We start from the raw sequence: 17,437 nt of genomic DNA, 5'->3' as shown, positions 1-17,437 counted from the left end.
ATAAAGGGAAAACGACTACTAGGAGGGATTTATGATGCAAAATTTTAAACGTGTATTTCTAATTGTAATGGATTCGGTCGGGATTGGCGAAGCGCCTGATGCCAAGCAATTTAATGATGAAGGTGCGGACACCCTGGGCCATATTGCCGAGCGAATGAATGGATTGAATATGCCTAATATGGCTAAATTAGGATTAAGTAACATTAGAGAAATAAAAGGCATCGAAAAAGCTGATACTCCAATGGCATATTATACAAAAATGCAGGAGGCTTCCAATGGCAAAGATACAATGACCGGACACTGGGAAATTATGGGGCTGAATATCCAGCAGCCTTTCCGCACATTTCCAGATGGTTTCCCTGATGAACTGATTAAAGAATTAGAAGCGAAAACCGGACGTAAAGTGATTGGCAACAAACCTGCCTCTGGCACTGAAATAATAGAAGAACTGGGTCAAGAGCATATGGATACCGGGGCGTTGATTGTATACACTTCAGCTGACTCAGTCTTACAAATTGCAGCCCATGAAGAGATTGTTCCGTTAGATGAAATGTACAAAATTTGTGAAATTGCCCGTGAACTGACATTGGATGAAAAATATATGGTGGGGCGGGTCATTGCGCGTCCATTCGTTGGCGAGGCCGGTGCGTTTCAACGTACAGCTAACCGCCATGATTATGCCCTTAAGCCATTCGGGCATACGGTAATGAATGAACTGGAAGATAATGGTTATGATGTGATTGCACTTGGTAAAATCTCGGATATTTATGATAATGAAGGTGTAACAGAATCTATTCGCACGACAGATAACGAAGATGGCATGACAAAATTGGTTGACTCGATGGCAAAAGATTTTAACGGCCTAAATTTCCTCAACCTTGTGGATTTTGACGCTAAATATGGCCACCGAAGAGATCCTGAAGGCTACGGAAAAGCACTTGAAGCATTTGATGCACGTTTGCCGGAAGTGTTTAACCGGCTTAAGGAAGACGATTTATTAATTATTACGGCGGATCATGGCAATGATCCAGTCCACCATGGAACCGATCATACACGCGAATATGTACCGCTGCTGGTTTATCATACGAACATGGACAGTGGAAGTGACCTCCCATTACGCGAAACATTTGCTGATATAGGTGCTACGGTTGCAGATAATTTTAATATCAAAATGCCTGAACATGGTAAAAGCTTTTTAAACGATGTTAACAAATCGGATTCATAAAATAGAGAGGGGTTTGATTATGCACCACACGGCGATAAAAGATGCTGCTGCATATATTAATGACAAATTAACCCATAGTCCGGAATTGGGTCTTATTTTGGGATCCGGTCTCGGGGTGCTTGCAGAGGAGATAGAAGATCCGATTACCATTTCTTACCAAGATATTCCGCATTTTCCTGAGTCCACTGTGTCTGGTCACAAGGGACAGCTTGTCATCGGAAATCTGGAAGGGAAGCAAGTAATTGCGATGCAGGGTCGCTTTCATTATTATGAAGGTTATTCAATGCAGCACGTAACATTTCCTGTCCGAGTGATGAAGGATTTGGGAATCAGTTCTATCATCATTACAAATGCAGCCGGCGGCATTAATAAAGATTTTAATCCTGGTGATTTAATGTTAATAAAAGACCATATTAATAATATGGGCGACAATCCGCTGCTCGGACCTAATGATGACGCTCTTGGAGAACGATTCCCAGATATGTCTCATGTGTATGATACAGCATATTTAAGCCATGCACGAGAGATGGCCGCGAAACTGAAACTGGGAGTCCGGGAAGGTGTCTATGTCGGAAACTCCGGGCCAACCTATGAAACACCTGCCGAAATTAAGATGCTGCGCACCCTTGGCGGCGATGCAGTCGGTATGTCAACCGTACCGGAAGCAATTGTTTCAGCGCATGCCGGTCTGCGTGTATTGGGTATTTCCTGTATATCGAACATGGCTGCCGGTATCCTTGATCAACCGTTGACGCATGACGAAGTAATCCAGACAACTGCTCAAGTGAGAGAAGATTTCTTACGCTTTGTTAAGGAAATCATAGGTACACTGCCAAATTAATTAATAAAGGTGATTTTATGCGAATGTACGATATTATTGAAAAAAAACGTGACGGCCAAAAGCTGACGAATGAAGAGATACGTTTTTTTATTAACGGCTACACTAATGGTGAAATTCCGGATTACCAGGCAAGTGCGTTGTTAATGGCGGTTTTTTTCCAGGATATGACTGAAGAAGAACGTGCGGAATTAACTGGCGCGATGGTTGAATCAGGTGATCAAATTGATCTCTCTGCAATTTCCGGTATAAAAGTGGATAAACATTCAACAGGCGGTGTTGGTGATACGACAACACTCATCCTTGCTGCACTGGTCGCTTCACTTGGAGTGCCCGTGGCCAAGATGAGCGGGCGGGGGCTGGGCCATACCGGTGGTACAATTGATAAGCTTGAATCAGTCCCTGGCTTTCATGTAGAAATTAGCAATGACGCGTTTATTGACCTCGTTAACAAAAATAAAGTTGCTGTTGTCGGACAGACAGGAAATCTGGCCCCTGCAGACAAAAAATTGTACGGTCTTAGAGACGTCACAGCAACCGTAAATTCTATACCTCTGATAGCGAGTTCAATTATGAGTAAAAAAATTGCCTCCGGCGCAGATGCTATTGTACTGGATGTTAAAACCGGCGCGGGAGCCTTCATGAAGGAGCTTGAAGAGGCAAAGGAATTAGCCGGTGCAATGGTTTCGATTGGAAATCGAGTGGGCCGCAACACAATGGCCGTTATTTCTGATATGAGTCAGCCGCTCGGTAACGCCATTGGGAATGCCCTGGAAGTTAAAGAGGCGATTTCAACCTTGCGTGGCAAAGGACCTGACGACTTAACTGAATTATGTTTGGAACTTGGCAGCCAAATGGTCGTATTGGGTGGTAAAGCGAACACACTTAAAGAAGCAAAAGAACTTCTTTATGACAATTTGCATAATGGCAAGGCACTTGACCACTTTAAACAATTTCTGGAATCACAAGGAGGCGATGCAGGTGTCGTTGACAATCCTGACTTATTGCCCCAGGCTGCCCATACGTTTGAGCTTTCCGCAAAGCAATCTGGCACGGTTTCAGAAATCATAGCCGATAATATCGGTACCGCAGCAATGATGCTCGGCGCCGGCAGAGCTACAAAGGATTCTGAAATTGATTTGTCTGTCGGCATCGTGCTTAATAAAAAAGTTGGTGACCCCATTGATAAGGGCGAATCGTTGTTAAGAATCCACGCTAATACTGATCAAGTTGAGGATGTAAAAGAAAAGTTATATGAAAGTATTGCAATAACAAGTGAGACGGTTGAATCGCCACCATTAATTTATGACAAAATAACAGAATAACTATTAACACGACCTAACGCATACTGATTTTGAGTATGCGTTTTTTTATGGTATAAGACCGGCCTGAAATGGCAACCCTAAAACTATATTTGATGTGGAGGGTGGATAATGAAAAAGCATGTGGTATTAATTAGCATCATCCTGTTTTCAATTCTGTTTTTACCGTTAACCGTGTTTGGCCAGGAGCAGGTTGACAGTGATGCAAAACAGGAGCTGAACTTGGCCCCTGATTCCAAGTCAGCTGTTCTGATCGAACGTGATACCGGAAAAATGCTGTTTGATAAGAATATGCATGAGCAGCTGCCGCCTGCAAGCATGACCAAAGTTATGACTCTATTACTGATTATGGAAGCTCTGGATCACGAAAAAATCAGTAAAGATGAAATAATACGCGTCAGTGAACAGGCAGCGTCAATGGGCGGTTCGCAAGTGTTTCTTGAGACTGGCGAAGAGATGAGTGTCAACGATTTACTTAAGGCCATAGCTGTTGCCTCAGCCAACGATGCAAGCGTTGCTCTGGCAGAGCGCATTGCCGGAAGCGAAAAAGCATTCGTTGAAGAAATGAATAAAAAAGCCGAAGCACTCGGCCTGGAAAATACTAATTTCCAGAATTCGACCGGGTTGCCGGCAGACGATCATTACAGCACGGCTTATGATATGGCAGTGATGGCTAAAGAATTGTTAAAATATGAATCCATAACAGATTATACATCAATTTATGATGATTATTTGCGCAAAGGAGAAGAGAATGAATTCTGGCTTGTAAATACAAATAAATTAATTAAATCTTACCCAGGAGCTGATGGTTTAAAAACCGGCTATACGAATGAAGCCAAATACTGCCTGACAGCAACGGGTGAAAAAGAGGGAATGCGTGTTATTGCGGTTGCTATGGGAGCGGAGACGACCAAAGAACGTAATGCAGATATTACTAAAATGTTTGATTATGCATTTAATCACTTTGAAACAAACAATCTGTATGATAAGGGTGAGATGATTACTTCCCTTGAATTCCTGAAAGCCGAGGAAGCCTCCGTAGACGCTGTAGCCTCTGAATCCGTCAGTACAATTCATCGTAAAGGCGAGGCAGATAAAAACATCACTACCTCAGTGAAATTGAGCGATAACGTGGAGCTCCCACTGAGTAAAGGTGACCAGGTTGGGGAACTGATTATAAAAAATAATGGACAGGTCTTAACACAAACACCATTGGTTGCAGACCACGATGTTAAAAAAGCCACCTATATAACATTATTAAAACGAACAATGCAAAAAATGGTGAATTAAAAAGGATTCAAACGAACTTTTACTTCTTTTGTCGTTAAGCAGGAATCGCTAAACAGTGTGCCGAATTAGTATTTCAGAAAGAAAATATGGGGAGGAAATAAGATGGGACTGACTACTTCGTTTGATGTTAAACAAGATGTCCTGATTGTCAGGATGGCTGGCGAATTGGATCACCATGAAGCAGAGCGTTTAAGAAACGAATGGAAAGAAATGATGTATACTAACGCGATTAAACACATCGTTTTGAATCTCGAGGCTGTATCATTTATGGACAGCTCCGGTCTCGGAGTGGTTCTTGGAAGATATAAGGAAGTCCTGCAGTTGGGAGGGGAGATGGTCGTTTGTTCCGTTTCTGCCCCTGTTCGCCGCTTATTTGATATGTCAGGAATGTTTAAAATTGTAAGGTTAGAGGAGAACGAAGAACATGCGTTATTTACGTTGGGGGTGGCTTCATGAAAAATGAAATGTTCGTTGAGTTTGCAAGTGTCAGTGAGAATGAATCGTTTGCCAGGGTGACAGTCGCATCATTTGTAGCACAGCTTGACCCAACGATGGATGAATTGACCGAAATAAAAACCGTTGTTTCGGAGGCTGTTACAAATGCAATTATCCATGGTTACAACAATGAGCCAAGTCATCACGTTTCCATTGCGTGTGTATTGTATGAGGACGAAGTGGAATTGACCATCAAAGACAAAGGAATCGGCATTGGTAACGTAGAGGAAGCAAAACAGCCACTTTATACGTCTAAACCAGAGTTAGAAAGATCCGGGATGGGATTTACCATCATTGAGAATTTTATGGACAATCTGGATGTCATATCATCTCCGGAAAATGGGACCACTGTTCATATGACAAAACAACTATCAAAAAAAACGGTATCTAAATAGGGATGCCTATGGATGTAAATGTTAAAAATGAAAATCGTCACGAATCGTTAACTGACGAACAAGTGAAGACTTACATTAAGAAAAGCCAGCAAGGTGATAAACAGGCACGTGATTTGCTGGTCGAACAAAATGTCAGGCTTGTTTGGTCTGTTGTCCAACGGTTTATTAATCGCGGCTATGATCCGGATGATTTATTTCAAATAGGGAGCATCGGTCTAATAAAAGCCATCGATAAATTTGATCTATCATATGATGTCAAATTTTCCACTTACGCCGTGCCGATGATTATTGGTGAAATACAACGGTTTATCCGGGATGATGGAAGTGTGAAGGTCAGCCGTTCTTTAAAAGAAACAGGGAACAGAATACGTAAAAAGCGAGAGGAATTGACAAAAAAGATTGGCCGGACGCCAACGGTAAATGAAATAGCCGAGTCGCTTGAAATCACCTCTGAAGAAGTCGTTCATGCTGAAGAGGCTGCAAAGTCACCACACTCGATTCATGAAACAGTTTTCGAGAATGATGGAGACCCAATTACCTTGTTGGATCAGATAGCTGATGATGATACGAAATGGTTTGATAAAATAACATTGCAGGAAGCTATAAGAGATTTGGAGGAACGTGAACGGCTAATCCTTTATTTGCGCTATTATAAAGACCGTACACAGTCAGAAGTAGCTGACAGACTGGGTATTTCCCAGGTGCAAGTATCACGACTTGAGAAAAAAATACTGAAAGATATGAAAATGAATATGTTTTCATGAAGCAAAAAGCTGTCCAGTTAACAGGACAGCTTTTTTTGTGATAATTATCCTGCTCTCAGTAAATACTATCAGATATAACATCTAACAAAGGATGATCGCTGGATGTCAGATATCGTCTACCTGCGGATGAAAAAGAACATTGAAACATCTCAATTAAGGCAAATGAATCTTAAGGATATAGCTTACATCTCAACAGTTTCGCCCTTTAAAAAAGATTTGGAGCGAATGCCGGTTTACCGTATTACCAGTAAAGACCGGAATGTTGTGATCATCGACAGCTTTTTAGTAATTGATCATTTAAATGAACAATACAATAACCTTGAATTTCAGCTTGTTGGTCCTTCACATACAGTAATTAGAATTAATAAATATAAAAAACCGCCAAATTTATTAATTGTAGCGTTTGTCTGGCTGCTTCTTTTTATAGGGACGGCTATGACAATTATGAATTTTCATTACGATGTCAGTATGCAGGAAGTACAGCAAAAACTTCATTTTTTACTCACAGGCGTACGGAGTGAACATCCTCTTTGGATTCAAATACCATACTCTATCGGGCTTGGGGTGGGCATGTTGTTGTTTTTTAACCATTGGTTTCAAAAGCGTATTAATGAAGAACCCAGCCCACTTGAAGTTGAAATCTTTAATTACCAGCAGAATATTGATAATTATCTCAGCCATTTTGAGAATAAGCTCCGATGATAGCTGATAGTGTTATTATTCTTCTGGAAATTTTTATCGGTTTTGCTGCTGGTATTGCTGTTGGAGGCGGTTTTGTAGCTTTTTTGACATTATTGGGTGTTATTCCGAGACTAATCCAGTTAAGTAAGACGGATAAACTCATACCGGTCTATATAGCAAGCTTAATACTTGGTTCATTGATCGGTATCTATTTGTCATTTGCAGATATATCATTTAATCAGTCTTTTATATTGCTCGTTCTTTGGGGAGCGTTCCATGGGATATTCAATGGGATGCTTGCTGCAGCTTTGACGGAAGTTCTGAATGTATTTCCGATCCTTTCCAAACGTATCCGGCTCGAAGATAAACTTCTATGGTTATTGATGGCAATTGTTTTTGGAAAAATTGCCGGATCCTTATTTCAATGGACTATTTTTGTAAAATAGACAAACTTATTTTTGTCAGTATAAATAGGAAAATTACATTAACTGGAGAGTTGACGTTATATGAGTTCAAATAATAACAAAAGCCACATTTATGCAAAACTCAATAAAAACGAACAGTATATGAAGGCCAACGTAGGGCTGGGAACTTCTTTCGATTTTGGTTTTCGGGAATTAACAATCTTAAAAACAAAAATTCATTTGTATTATGTCACCGGGCTTTGTGATGCTTCAGTTGTACAGCAAATTATGCGTCAGCTTGTTGAAATAAATGATTACGAATCCAATTTGAAAAAAGTGCCCGAGATTATCGAAAATCGAATAATTTATCAACAAGTCGAACGAACGGAATCGCTTGATGAAGCGGTTGATAAAATGTTGTCAGGATTAATTCTCATTTTCGTTGACGGCATACGTTATGCCTTTATTGTAGACGTTCGAAATTATCCGGGACGGACGCCTCAAGAACCTGATACCGAGCATGTTGTGCGGGGTTCACGGGACGGCTACACAGAAAATATCATTGAAAACACAGCTTTGACCAGAAGACGAATTCGTGATGCAAGACTTCGAATCGAGATGCTGAGAGTGGGTGAACGATCAAAAACAGACGTCAGCTTATGCTATATCGAGGATATTACAAATAAAGATCTTATCGAAACGATAAAAACCAAAATAAACCAGATTGAAGTTGACGGCATCACCATGACAGATAAAACAGTGGAAGAATATATTGTTGGACCAAAGTGGAGGCCGTATCCTCTGGTGCGGTATACTGAACGTCCTGATGTGGCAGCGACACATCTCATGGAAGGGCACGTCGTTTTGATTATCGACACATCACCAAGTGTTATTATTTTGCCGACAACTTTTTTTCATCATGTTCAGCATGCAGAGGAATACCGGCAAACACCATTAATTGGAACGTTTATGCGCTTGACTAGGTTTATAGCTATCATGGCTTCCATCTTTCTCTTGCCTCTATGGCTTTTGTTTGCACTTGAGCCAGCTTTATTGCCTGGTGAACTGTCATTTATTGGTCCTAAAGAAGAAGGAACGATTCCAATCGCTGTACAGATTATTCTGGCTGACTTAGGAATAGAATTTTTACGAATGGCAGCGATCCACACGCCCACACCGCTTGCCACCTCAATGGGGTTAATTGCAGCAGTGCTGATTGGTCAAATTGCTATTGATGTAGGATTGTTTGGTCCGGAAGTCATTTTATATGTTTCCGTGAGCGCTATTGGTGTATATGTCACACCAAGCTATGAACTGGGAGTGGCCAATAAGATTGCCAGGCTCATGATGATTCTTGCAACGGCTTTGTTTGGTCTGATTGGCTTTGCTGTCAGCTTCACCTTATTTATCTTATATCTTGCACAGCTAAAATCATTAAAAACACCATACCTGTGGCCGTTTTTGCCTTTTGAAGCAAAAGGTATGACTGAAATTATTTTCCGTGTCCCGATACCGTATTCGAGACGGCGTCCAAGCGTTGTGCGCCCCAGAAATGATTTCAGGCAGCCAAAATAATGGAAAAAGTGTTACTGGAAATCCGAGTCCACGACTTGGCCTGGAAAGAGGTTTCCGGTTCCACTTTTTTTTTTCGTTTTTATATGATAAAGTATTTTTACGCTTTAGCAGGGCAGAGATTTCTTATTAAAAGTCGTTGGCCGCAATGGAATAGGAGGAAAAATATGATCGTGGATAATCATCCTTTTGGAATAAATGAAGCTGGACACCTGGTAATCGGAGGAATGGATGCTGTGAAGCTTGCCGATAAGTATGGTACGCCATTATATGTTTTTGATGTATCGTTAATACGCGAAAATTGCCGTACGTTTGTCAACACATTTCAGGAGCTTGGGGTACGTGCGCAAGTGGCGTATGCGAGTAAAGCATTTTCTTCTGTTGCAATGCTTCAAGTGATAAAGCAGGAAAACCTGAGCCTTGATGTAGTATCACAGGGGGAATTATATACCGCACTTCTTGCAGACTTTCCTGTAGAAAAGATTCATATGCATGGCAATAATAAAAGTTATGATGAACTCGAAATGGCGGTCGATCATAACATTGGCTGTATTGTAGTTGATAACTTTCATGAGATTGATTTACTCAGTCAAATTTTGCAGGAAAAAGATAAATCAATCGATGTTTTAATGCGGGTAACACCAGGCATAAAGCCAAACACTCACCAATATATTGTAACCGGAAATGAAGATTCCAAATTTGGATTCAACTTGGAAAATGGGCAGGCTGATGAGGCGTTTTTAAAATTACATGAACACAATAAAATAAACTTTAAAGGCTTGCACAATCATCTTGGATCACAGATATTCGAAACAGAAGTATTTCAACTCTCGGTGAGCGTTTTATTTAATAAATTAGCTGAATGGCACCGTAAATATGGTTTTGTCCCGGAGGTTTTGAATCTTGGAGGCGGTTTTGGCATTCGTTACACAAAAGAGGACCAGCCGCTGGCTTACGCTGAGCATGTCGATAAAATTGTTGCAGCTGTCCGGGAACAGTCGAATTCTTTTAATCTTCCTGTGCCTGAAATATGGATTGAGCCTGGCCGCTCGATTGTGGGCAATGCAGGGATTTCATTGTATTCAATAGGCTCAACGAAAGAAATACCCGGCGTCCGCAAATATATCTCAGTTGACGGAGGCATGACTGATAACATTCGTCCGGCACTGTACCAGGCTAAGTATGAGGCTGTTGTGGCGAATAAAGCATCTCTTCCAACTGCTGAGACTGTTTCTGTAGCCGGAAAATGTTGCGAGTCTGGAGACATGCTGATATGGGACCTCCCGGTGCCTGAAATTGACGGTAATGATATTTTGGCTGTTTTCTCCACTGGCGCCTATGGCTATTCAATGGCTAATCATTATAATCGATTTGCAAAGCCCGCTGCAGTGTTTGTGGAAGATGGCACTGATAAACTTGTTGTAAAACGCGAAACTTATCAGGACCTTGTTAAAAATGATATTTCCTATGAGTGATATTGTTGTCTTCTCGCAAAAGGTCAGCTAAAATAATGGGAAAGGTTGTCCTATAATTGACTGTTCAAAAAGTGATAATGATAACAAGGACCCTTCGATTCTGGCAACCACATCCTGTGGAGGTTGCTTTGTTCGTTATCATCCTTTTTGAACATACACTATAAATACAACTAAAAGGGGATGTCAAGGATGGAAAAAAAAGGTTACATTTTAATGGAAAACGGGAACAAAATTGAGTTTGAACTTTATCCCGATGAGGCGCCAAACACGGTTGCAAACTTCGAAAAGCTTGCTAATAGTGAATTTTATGACGGTTTAACGTTTCACCGTGTGATTAATGGTTTTGTAAGTCAGGGAGGCTGTCCAAATGGAACCGGGACAGGAAACGCCGGCTACACAATTAAGTGTGAAACAGAAGGGAACCCGCATAAACATGTGGAAGGATCTCTTTCAATGGCTCATGCAGGAAAAGATACTGGAAGCAGTCAATTTTTTATTGTACACGCAGAACAACCGCACTTAGATGGTGTGCATACCGTTTTTGGGCAGGTCACTTCAGGAGTCGAGTATGCCAAAGAGATGAAAAATGGCGATGTTATGAAAGAAGTAAAAGTTACAACAGATTAATTAAATTGTATGGATATATATTTATTCGTTTATCTAATCCTAGTTGCTGCACCGATCGGAACGGTGATACATGAGCTTGGCCATGTTCTCGGTGCAACGTTGGTCAGGGCTGACATGACGACACTAACGATCGGCACAGGCAGAATTATAGGCCGTTTTGTGTTTAAAAAGACAGTATATACCATACGGCTATTTTACTTTTTAGGGGGCATGGCTGGCAGCCGGAGGAAAGACCCCTATCTCCCGGGTGAGCAGATAACAATTGCAAGTGGGGGGCCGCTCATGAGTTTAGCGGCAGCAGGTGCATGCTTTTGTCTCTATAATGTTTTTTCAAATAAATATTTGCTTGTGCTTTTATTATTTAATTTATGGGTGGCGGGTGTTAATATCATCCCGTTTCGTTATAAAGAAAAAAAATCCGATGGGTATACCATTTGTATGGCAGTAAGAAATAAATAACCGGGTATGCGTATTAAAAAAAATGGTGAAGATGATAAAGGATGAATGTGGACTTGAATTACCGTAAAAAGAATTGGCTGCTTTTTTTTATCCTTCTGGGCCTTGGAATTGTCTGGGGATTTATTTATTGGTTCCTGATTGTTTTATAACTTCATTTAACAAATGCTACCACCATGGGTTTAGGAAGAACGTGTGTAAGTCTATTTCGTAAAAAGTTATTAACTTAGTGTTGACAAAAAATATTTCATGCGTCATAACTATATATACACACTTCGATTAAAATAGGATACCATTAAATAAACGATTTGCTCTGTTGGAATGGTAAGTCTTTATCATAATGAGGGATATGTATGTTTATACGGTACAAAAAGAATTATGAAAAGATAGCGATGGGCCTTCTTTCTTTTATGCCTGAGGAAAAGGATGTAAAAAAGCTGCAGCAAACCATTAAAGAATATGAAACAAATCCGGACTGGAGTCTTTTCCTTTGGAAAGAAGAAGATGTTCTTGGGGCTATCGGTGTCCGTATTGAAAATAACATTAACGCAGTTGTACAGCATATATCTGTAAATCCTTCCCACCGAAATTCGGGGATCGGCAAAAAAATGGTGGACGAAATACATCACATGTATGGCGAAAAATATGCAGTCTGCGCTGATGACTCGACACAGCAATTTTTAAGCAAGTGTACGAATGAAGAACAGCAAAATAAAGAAACCGAATAAAAATAGAGCCATCTCGTCATTGGAGATGGCTCTTACTTGTGAAGGTTATTTTCTGCGGTGTTTCTTAATTCACTATAGCAACAATTACATCCATGCAGCGCCGACGATAATCAGAAGAATAAACAATACAACAATAAGCGAAAATCCTCCGCCATGACCATAACTCATTATGAAATTCCTCCTTTATTGCTTAACGAATAAATGTTTTTTTGGTAACATTTATCTTACGTTAATAACTTATGATAACAGAAGTCATGTTGTATAGGCATTTAGGCTAATATATGCTGTTTTTTTAAGAAATTATTAGAAATTAATGATCGATGGTCGCTACTGTCGCGGAAATAGCTTATAGTTGTTCTGCGAATTCAGCCAAGAGGGGGGATTATATTGAATCGGTCATATCAGGTTAAGTTAGATACCTTTGAAGGTCCTCTTGACTTACTTCTCCACCTGATTCACCAATATGAAATTGATATTTATGATATCCCCGTGGCCCGAATTACTGAGCAATACATGGATTATATACATACGATGCAATACCTGGAACTTAACGTTGCAAGTGAATATTTAGTAATGGCTTCAACACTTCTCGTCCTTAAAAGTCAAATGCTGCTGCCAAAACAGGAAATTGATGAATCTGATGAGGATTATATGGAGGATCCCCGGGAGGAATTGATGCAGCGGTTGATAGAGTATCGTAAATACAAGGAAGCTGCTAAAAGACTAGAGACCAGAGAATTAGGCTCTAATCAGACATTTAGCAGGCCGCCATTACACGTAGACGACCCGGAGAAAAAAGCGAAGGCTGTTAAAAGTGATATTTCGGTTTATGAAATGATTAATGCACTAGGTAAAATGTTTGAGCGCAAAAGATGGACTGAACCGCTCGAAACAAAAATAAAAAGCAGTGAAATCTCTATTGAACAGCGGATGACAGAGGTTTTGGAAAAACTGAAATATTCCAATGACGGCGGTATAACGTTTGATGAACTGTTTGAGTATCCTTATCGATCGCATGTGGTCGTTACATTTATGGCCCTGCTGGAACTTATGAAGAATAATGAAGTCATCTGTGAACAAGAAAACCATTTCGGGCAACTGCATGTATTTTATCCCGCATGTAACTGGCAGTAAGGCCCCACTTCAAGACGTTAAGAGGTAAACATAAGCGGATAAGCGGGGAGTCCAACTAGCCAGTATAAGGCCGATTTTTGTTCAACTAACCATCGCCGGGGGAGGAAGAAAACCCCCACTGATTGAAGTTTTACTTTATATGGGGGATGAGCGTGGAAACTAATGAACTGAAAGCAATCACAGAAGGGCTGCTGTTTGCCTCAGGAAACGAGGGTTTAACTGTAAAACAATTGGCACGCATCCTTAATGTCTCGAATCAAACAGCAGATCATTTGCTGGAAGAATTAAAAAATGAATATCATAATCCAAACCGTGGAATTCAATTGATGCAGTCACATGGTATATTTCAACTGACGACTAAATCCGAACACAGTCCTTATCTGGAAACATTGTTAGAAACACCTCAATCCACAAGAATGTCGCAAGCAGCACTTGAAACATTGGCCATCGTAGCCTATAAACAGCCAATAACGAGGACTGAAATTGAAGATATTCGTGGTGTGAAGAGTGACAGACCTGTGCAAACCTTGTTATCCAGGTCATTAATTGAAGAAACAGGCCGAAAAGAAGGGGCAGGCCGCCCGATATTATTTTCTACGACAAGAGACTTTCTGACCTACTTTGGATTGACTTCGCTGGAAGAATTGCCACCTTTGCCTGAGGATGTGAATGCGAGTCAATTGGAAGAGGAAGCTGATTTATTTTTTGACCAATTTTCAGAACAAATGGAAGACAAGTAAGACCTGGAACTTTAAAAGTATTGCATATTAATTCCCCGATCCTTACTCAATTCAGTAAGGATTTTTTTAATGTTGAAACAGGAAAGTGAACTGCCCTGTGGTACATCATCTCTCATTTTCAAAGTTAAGAGTGCCACGGACATTGGGATAAATAAATAACCTGTGCTTTTCCAGGCATATCCTCTGTGGTGCCATGCATAAACTGTACAGATAAATTAAACGTCTCCCGGGAGGAAAATGTATGCGGTATACAGTGTTGACACTTGTTTGTCTTCTCATATGCAGTTTTTTTATCCCCAAGACTGGACAAGCAGCGTCTTCTCCAGAAGTTTCTGCCAACAATGCCATTTTGATTGAACAGTCTTCGGGCAGGGTGTTATACGAAAAACAAGCTCATGAAAAGCAATCAATTGCAAGTATAACGAAAATTATGACAGCCATCATTGCCATCGAATCAGGAAAACTAAATAATACTGTAACTGTAAGTAATCGGGCGGTTCATGCCCCCGGTTCGTCCATTTATTTGGAAAAAGGTGAAAAAATTAAGTTGAAAGATCTTGTTTACGGCTTAATGCTACGTTCCGGGAATGATGCTGCTATCGCGATTAGTGAAGAAGTTGGCGGAAGTATGGAAGGTTTCGTTCATTTAATGAACCAGAAAGCAAAATGGATTGGAATGACGAACACTTCTTTTGATAATCCACATGGACTTGACTCTGATAACCACTATTCAACAGCTTATGATATGGCTCTGTTAATGCGCTATGCCATGGAGAATCAACAATTCAGGCTGGTTACCGGCAGCGCAAGCTATAAACCCGATAATAGCGCCTACCCCTGGCACAACAAAAATAAATTGCTCACGGGTATGTACGATCACTCAAATGGCGGAAAAACCGGTTACACACGAATCGCAGGACGAACACTTGTCAGCACTGCTCAAAAGAAAAACATGGAGCTTATCGCTGTCACACTGAACGATCCTGATGATTGGCGTGATCATATAGAAATGTTTGAATGGGGGTTTGATGAATTTAAAATGACAACCATCGACCAAAAAGGCGAAAGTATATATGATATGAATGATGAAGGCATGCAGGTTAAAGGTTATTTGCATCATGATATTGTACTGCCGCTTAAAATTAATGAACGAACTCAAATTGAAAGCAAGTCATATATATTGCATGAAAACCCTCGTTCTGAACAGGAGGTTATTGGAAAAACAATATATTTCGTTGATTCTTTACCTGTTACAGAGTCACCTATATATTCTGAACGGCCCAGTTCAGGATTAATGAATAAGATTGCATTGGTTTATTTACGCATGACCGGGTTTGTTCCGAATGGTTAACATTATTTGGGCATTAATGGCCGGAATCGGGATCGTATACGCGATGTTCAACGGAACGATGGATGAGGTTAATAAAGCTTTATTTGAAAGCGCTGAAGAAGCGGTTACATTATCAATCGGGCTGATTAGTATACTTGTTTTTTGGCTTGGTATTATGAAAGTAGCAGAAGAGGCAGGTATTTTAAATGGCCTTGCAAAATTGTTCAGGCCGGTCATTGTTAAAATATTTCCTGAGATACCAAAGGACCATCCCGCGATGGGATATATATTATCAAATATTACCGCCAACATCTTTGGGCTTGGTAATGCTGCTACACCAATGGGCATTAAGGCAATGGAGCATATGAAGGAATTAAGCGGAAGTGACACTGCTTCGCGTTCGATGATTACTTTTTTGGCAATCAATACATCAAGTTTGACGATTATCCCGACAACAGTCATATCAATAAGAATGCAATATGATTCAGTTTCACCTACCGAGATTGTTGGCACTACGATAATTGCCACTCTTATATCATCGATAAGTGCACTAATGATTGATCGTATCTTTTATTACAGAAGTCTCAGGAGGACGAAGACATGAGTATTATAACTGTAATCAGCACTTGGCTGATTCCGTGCTTTATTCTGGTTGTGCTTTCCGTGGCTACATGGAAACGCGTACCGGCATATGAAATATTTGTGGAAGGAGGTAAAGAGGGTGTCAAGATGGCATTTTCCTTACTTCCTTTTTTATTAGGAATGATTGTAGCCATTTCAATATTAAGAAGTTCAGGTGCACTTGATGCGTTCATTGAATTTATTTCCCCATTCCTTATTTTCATTGGCGTCCCGCCGGATATCATTCCTCTCGCTATGGTCAGACCTATTTCGGGAACGGCTGCTTTAGGGATGACAACTGAACTCATAGGGGCTCACGGACCGGATTCATTTATAGGAAGATTAGCCTCAACTATGCAGGGAAGTACAGACACCACCTTGTATATATTGACAATTTATTTCGGGGCTGTAGGCATTACAAAAATGCGATATGCACTTAAGGTTGGACTATTAGCCGATTTTGTTGGTATAATTGCTTCGATAGTCATCGTGACGTTAATTTTTGGATAAAGATTTCTTGTGGCGTTAACATAAGGTTAACGCTTCTATTATGATTAAAAAATGGTGATAAAATGACAAACTCAATGGAACGTCTGCAAAAAGTAATTGCTCAAAGTGGTGTTACTTCCCGGAGAAAAGCAGAAAAACTGATTGCTCAAGGTAAAGTAAAAGTTAACAATAAAAAAGTGACCGAAATGGGAACAAAAGTGTCACCCCAGGATGATATTGAAGTAGAGGGCGTCCTTCTGGAGAAAGAAGAACCTGTCTACTATATGCTTTATAAACCAAGAGGAGTCATTTCAAGCATTAGCGATGATAAAGGCAGAAAAGTCGTTACTGATTATTTGGGCGAAGTCGAAGAGCGTATTTACCCAATTGGCAGACTCGATTATGACACATCAGGAATTTTGCTCTTAACAAATGATGGGGATTTTGCCAATTTACTGATGCACCCAAGCTATGGCATCGATAAAGTCTATGTGGCAAAAATCAAAGGCATACCCGACAAGCGTGAGCTTAATAAGCTGCGAAAAGGGGTTCGTGACGGGAACGACCTGTTAAAAATTGTCAGTTATAAAATAATCGAAGTAAACAGGCAAAAAAACACAATGATCGTCGAAATGACGTTGCATGAAGGCAAAAACAGACATATCAGACGAATGATGGATGCGCTGGGCTATACTGTTTCCAAATTGAAACGTGAAAAGTATGGTTTGTTGACGTTGAATCGTATGCAGCCGGGAGACTTCAGGAAGCTTACTCCGCATGAAGTTAAAAAAATGCGTCTATTGGCGAGTGATAAAATTGTTAAACAATAGACAAATTTAACGTATTGCTTA

21 protein-coding genes are annotated in these 17,437 nt (G+C 40.4%); 20 read left to right on the top strand and 1 reads right to left on the bottom strand.

Annotated elements, in window-relative coordinates; genetic code table 11:
• Positions 1-34: 34 nt before the first annotated feature.
• From deoB to BMZ22_RS02385, 14 genes are all read left to right on the top strand, one after another.
• Positions 35-1,225 carry a phosphopentomutase gene (gene deoB, locus BMZ22_RS02450; protein ID WP_090080729.1) on the top strand — a complete coding sequence of 397 codons (1,191 nt, stop codon included), beginning with the start codon at positions 35-37 and terminating at the stop codon, positions 1,223-1,225.
• A 19-nt stretch (positions 1,226-1,244) separates the two neighbouring features.
• Positions 1,245-2,066 carry a purine-nucleoside phosphorylase gene (locus BMZ22_RS02445; RefSeq protein ID WP_090080726.1) on the top strand — a complete coding sequence of 274 codons (822 nt, stop codon included), beginning with the start codon at positions 1,245-1,247 and terminating at the stop codon, positions 2,064-2,066.
• A gap of 17 nt (positions 2,067-2,083) precedes the next feature.
• The gene (locus BMZ22_RS02440; RefSeq protein ID WP_090080723.1) at positions 2,084-3,388 is read left to right on the top strand and encodes a pyrimidine-nucleoside phosphorylase; all 1,305 of its coding nucleotides are present in this window, start codon (positions 2,084-2,086) and stop codon (positions 3,386-3,388) included.
• 108 nt (positions 3,389-3,496) lie between these two features.
• Positions 3,497-4,675 carry a D-alanyl-D-alanine carboxypeptidase family protein gene (locus BMZ22_RS02435; protein ID WP_090080720.1) on the top strand — a complete coding sequence of 393 codons (1,179 nt, stop codon included), beginning with the start codon at positions 3,497-3,499 and terminating at the stop codon, positions 4,673-4,675.
• A 102-nt stretch (positions 4,676-4,777) separates the two neighbouring features.
• Positions 4,778-5,131, top strand: coding sequence for an anti-sigma F factor antagonist (spoIIAA, locus tag BMZ22_RS02430; protein ID WP_090080718.1), 354 nt, complete (start codon positions 4,778-4,780; stop codon positions 5,129-5,131).
• A complete protein-coding gene (spoIIAB, locus tag BMZ22_RS02425) occupies positions 5,128-5,565 on the top strand; it encodes an anti-sigma F factor (RefSeq protein WP_090080715.1) in 438 nt (145 codons plus the stop codon). The genes spoIIAA and spoIIAB overlap by 4 nt, the downstream gene beginning before the upstream one ends.
• Positions 5,566-5,573: 8 nt before the next feature.
• Positions 5,574-6,329: an RNA polymerase sporulation sigma factor SigF gene (sigF, locus tag BMZ22_RS02420; RefSeq protein ID WP_090080713.1), complete on the top strand. Its 756-nt coding sequence runs from the start codon at positions 5,574-5,576 to the stop codon at positions 6,327-6,329.
• Positions 6,330-6,431: 102 nt separating this feature from the next.
• Entirely contained in the window at positions 6,432-7,031 is a 600-nt protein-coding gene (locus BMZ22_RS02415; protein WP_090080711.1) for a stage V sporulation protein AA, read from the top strand.
• Positions 7,028-7,456 carry a stage V sporulation protein AB gene (locus tag BMZ22_RS02410; protein ID WP_090080709.1) on the top strand — a complete coding sequence of 143 codons (429 nt, stop codon included), beginning with the start codon at positions 7,028-7,030 and terminating at the stop codon, positions 7,454-7,456. The genes BMZ22_RS02415 and BMZ22_RS02410 overlap by 4 nt, the downstream gene beginning before the upstream one ends.
• Positions 7,457-7,516: 60 nt before the next feature.
• A complete protein-coding gene (locus tag BMZ22_RS02405) occupies positions 7,517-8,989 on the top strand; it encodes a spore germination protein (RefSeq protein ID WP_090080708.1) in 1,473 nt (490 codons plus the stop codon).
• Positions 8,990-9,153: 164 nt separating this feature from the next.
• Positions 9,154-10,461, top strand: coding sequence for a diaminopimelate decarboxylase (gene lysA, locus BMZ22_RS02400; RefSeq protein ID WP_090080705.1), 1,308 nt, complete (start codon positions 9,154-9,156; stop codon positions 10,459-10,461).
• 189 nt (positions 10,462-10,650) lie between these two features.
• On the top strand, positions 10,651-11,088 hold the full coding sequence (locus BMZ22_RS02395; protein WP_090080702.1) for a peptidylprolyl isomerase: 438 nt from the start codon (positions 10,651-10,653) through the stop codon (positions 11,086-11,088).
• Positions 11,089-11,097: 9 nt separating this feature from the next.
• On the top strand, positions 11,098-11,547 hold the full coding sequence (locus BMZ22_RS02390) for a site-2 protease family protein (RefSeq protein WP_090080699.1): 450 nt from the start codon (positions 11,098-11,100) through the stop codon (positions 11,545-11,547).
• A 350-nt stretch (positions 11,548-11,897) separates the two neighbouring features.
• Positions 11,898-12,272 carry a GNAT family N-acetyltransferase gene (locus BMZ22_RS02385; protein ID WP_090080696.1) on the top strand — a complete coding sequence of 125 codons (375 nt, stop codon included), beginning with the start codon at positions 11,898-11,900 and terminating at the stop codon, positions 12,270-12,272.
• An 84-nt stretch (positions 12,273-12,356) separates the two neighbouring features.
• Here the strand turns inward: BMZ22_RS02385 and BMZ22_RS02380 are convergent, their stop codons facing one another.
• Positions 12,357-12,440 (bottom strand): YjcZ family sporulation protein, encoded by an 84-nt coding sequence (locus tag BMZ22_RS02380; protein ID WP_090080693.1) that lies wholly within the window; start codon positions 12,438-12,440, stop codon positions 12,357-12,359.
• Between the two features lie 219 nt (positions 12,441-12,659).
• On the opposite strand from BMZ22_RS02380, the gene BMZ22_RS02375 reads away from it, so the two are divergent.
• From BMZ22_RS02375 to BMZ22_RS02350, 6 genes are all read left to right on the top strand, one after another.
• Positions 12,660-13,406, top strand: a complete 747-nt coding sequence (locus tag BMZ22_RS02375) for a segregation/condensation protein A (protein ID WP_090080691.1) — start codon at positions 12,660-12,662, stop codon at positions 13,404-13,406.
• A gap of 152 nt (positions 13,407-13,558) precedes the next feature.
• Entirely contained in the window at positions 13,559-14,146 is a 588-nt protein-coding gene (scpB, locus tag BMZ22_RS02370) for an SMC-Scp complex subunit ScpB (RefSeq protein WP_090080688.1), read from the top strand.
• Positions 14,147-14,387: 241 nt separating this feature from the next.
• Complete coding sequence (locus BMZ22_RS02365) at positions 14,388-15,497, top strand: D-alanyl-D-alanine carboxypeptidase family protein (protein ID WP_090080685.1); 1,110 nt, start codon at positions 14,388-14,390, stop codon at positions 15,495-15,497.
• Complete coding sequence (locus tag BMZ22_RS02360) at positions 15,490-16,080, top strand: nucleoside recognition domain-containing protein (protein ID WP_090080683.1); 591 nt, start codon at positions 15,490-15,492, stop codon at positions 16,078-16,080. Before BMZ22_RS02365 ends, BMZ22_RS02360 begins: the two co-directional genes overlap by 8 nt.
• Positions 16,077-16,607, top strand: coding sequence for a spore maturation protein (locus BMZ22_RS02355; RefSeq protein WP_090080680.1), 531 nt, complete (start codon positions 16,077-16,079; stop codon positions 16,605-16,607). The genes BMZ22_RS02360 and BMZ22_RS02355 overlap by 4 nt, the downstream gene beginning before the upstream one ends.
• Before the next feature lie 62 nt (positions 16,608-16,669).
• Complete coding sequence (locus BMZ22_RS02350) at positions 16,670-17,416, top strand: pseudouridine synthase (protein ID WP_281242067.1); 747 nt, start codon at positions 16,670-16,672, stop codon at positions 17,414-17,416.
• The last annotated feature ends 21 nt before the right edge of the window (positions 17,417-17,437 follow it).

The sequence above is a fragment of the Lentibacillus persicus genome (assembly GCF_900112705.1).
GTDB lineage: Bacteria > Bacillota > Bacilli > Bacillales > Amphibacillaceae > Lentibacillus > Lentibacillus persicus.
Note: the sequence above shows the minus strand (reverse complement) of the source record. Positions and strands in the feature narration are given on the sequence as shown.

Coding starts and splice junctions, on each gene's coding strand:
- deoB (WP_090080729.1), top strand. CDS start 35: ATGCAAAATTTTAAACGTGTATTTCTAATTGTAATGGATTCGGTCGGG.
- BMZ22_RS02445 (WP_090080726.1), top strand. CDS start 1,245: ATGCACCACACGGCGATAAAAGATGCTGCTGCATATATTAATGACAAA.
- BMZ22_RS02440 (WP_090080723.1), top strand. CDS start 2,084: ATGCGAATGTACGATATTATTGAAAAAAAACGTGACGGCCAAAAGCTG.
- BMZ22_RS02435 (WP_090080720.1), top strand. CDS start 3,497: ATGAAAAAGCATGTGGTATTAATTAGCATCATCCTGTTTTCAATTCTG.
- spoIIAA (WP_090080718.1), top strand. CDS start 4,778: ATGGGACTGACTACTTCGTTTGATGTTAAACAAGATGTCCTGATTGTC.
- spoIIAB (WP_090080715.1), top strand. CDS start 5,128: ATGAAAAATGAAATGTTCGTTGAGTTTGCAAGTGTCAGTGAGAATGAA.
- sigF (WP_090080713.1), top strand. CDS start 5,574: ATGGATGTAAATGTTAAAAATGAAAATCGTCACGAATCGTTAACTGAC.
- BMZ22_RS02415 (WP_090080711.1), top strand. CDS start 6,432: ATGTCAGATATCGTCTACCTGCGGATGAAAAAGAACATTGAAACATCT.
- BMZ22_RS02410 (WP_090080709.1), top strand. CDS start 7,028: ATGATAGCTGATAGTGTTATTATTCTTCTGGAAATTTTTATCGGTTTT.
- BMZ22_RS02405 (WP_090080708.1), top strand. CDS start 7,517: ATGAGTTCAAATAATAACAAAAGCCACATTTATGCAAAACTCAATAAA.
- lysA (WP_090080705.1), top strand. CDS start 9,154: ATGATCGTGGATAATCATCCTTTTGGAATAAATGAAGCTGGACACCTG.
- BMZ22_RS02395 (WP_090080702.1), top strand. CDS start 10,651: ATGGAAAAAAAAGGTTACATTTTAATGGAAAACGGGAACAAAATTGAG.
- BMZ22_RS02390 (WP_090080699.1), top strand. CDS start 11,098: ATGGATATATATTTATTCGTTTATCTAATCCTAGTTGCTGCACCGATC.
- BMZ22_RS02385 (WP_090080696.1), top strand. CDS start 11,898: ATGTTTATACGGTACAAAAAGAATTATGAAAAGATAGCGATGGGCCTT.
- BMZ22_RS02380 (WP_090080693.1), bottom strand. CDS start 12,440: ATGAGTTATGGTCATGGCGGAGGATTTTCGCTTATTGTTGTATTGTTT.
- BMZ22_RS02365 (WP_090080685.1), top strand. CDS start 14,388: ATGCGGTATACAGTGTTGACACTTGTTTGTCTTCTCATATGCAGTTTT.
- BMZ22_RS02360 (WP_090080683.1), top strand. CDS start 15,490: ATGGTTAACATTATTTGGGCATTAATGGCCGGAATCGGGATCGTATAC.
- BMZ22_RS02355 (WP_090080680.1), top strand. CDS start 16,077: ATGAGTATTATAACTGTAATCAGCACTTGGCTGATTCCGTGCTTTATT.
- BMZ22_RS02350 (WP_281242067.1), top strand. CDS start 16,670: ATGACAAACTCAATGGAACGTCTGCAAAAAGTAATTGCTCAAAGTGGT.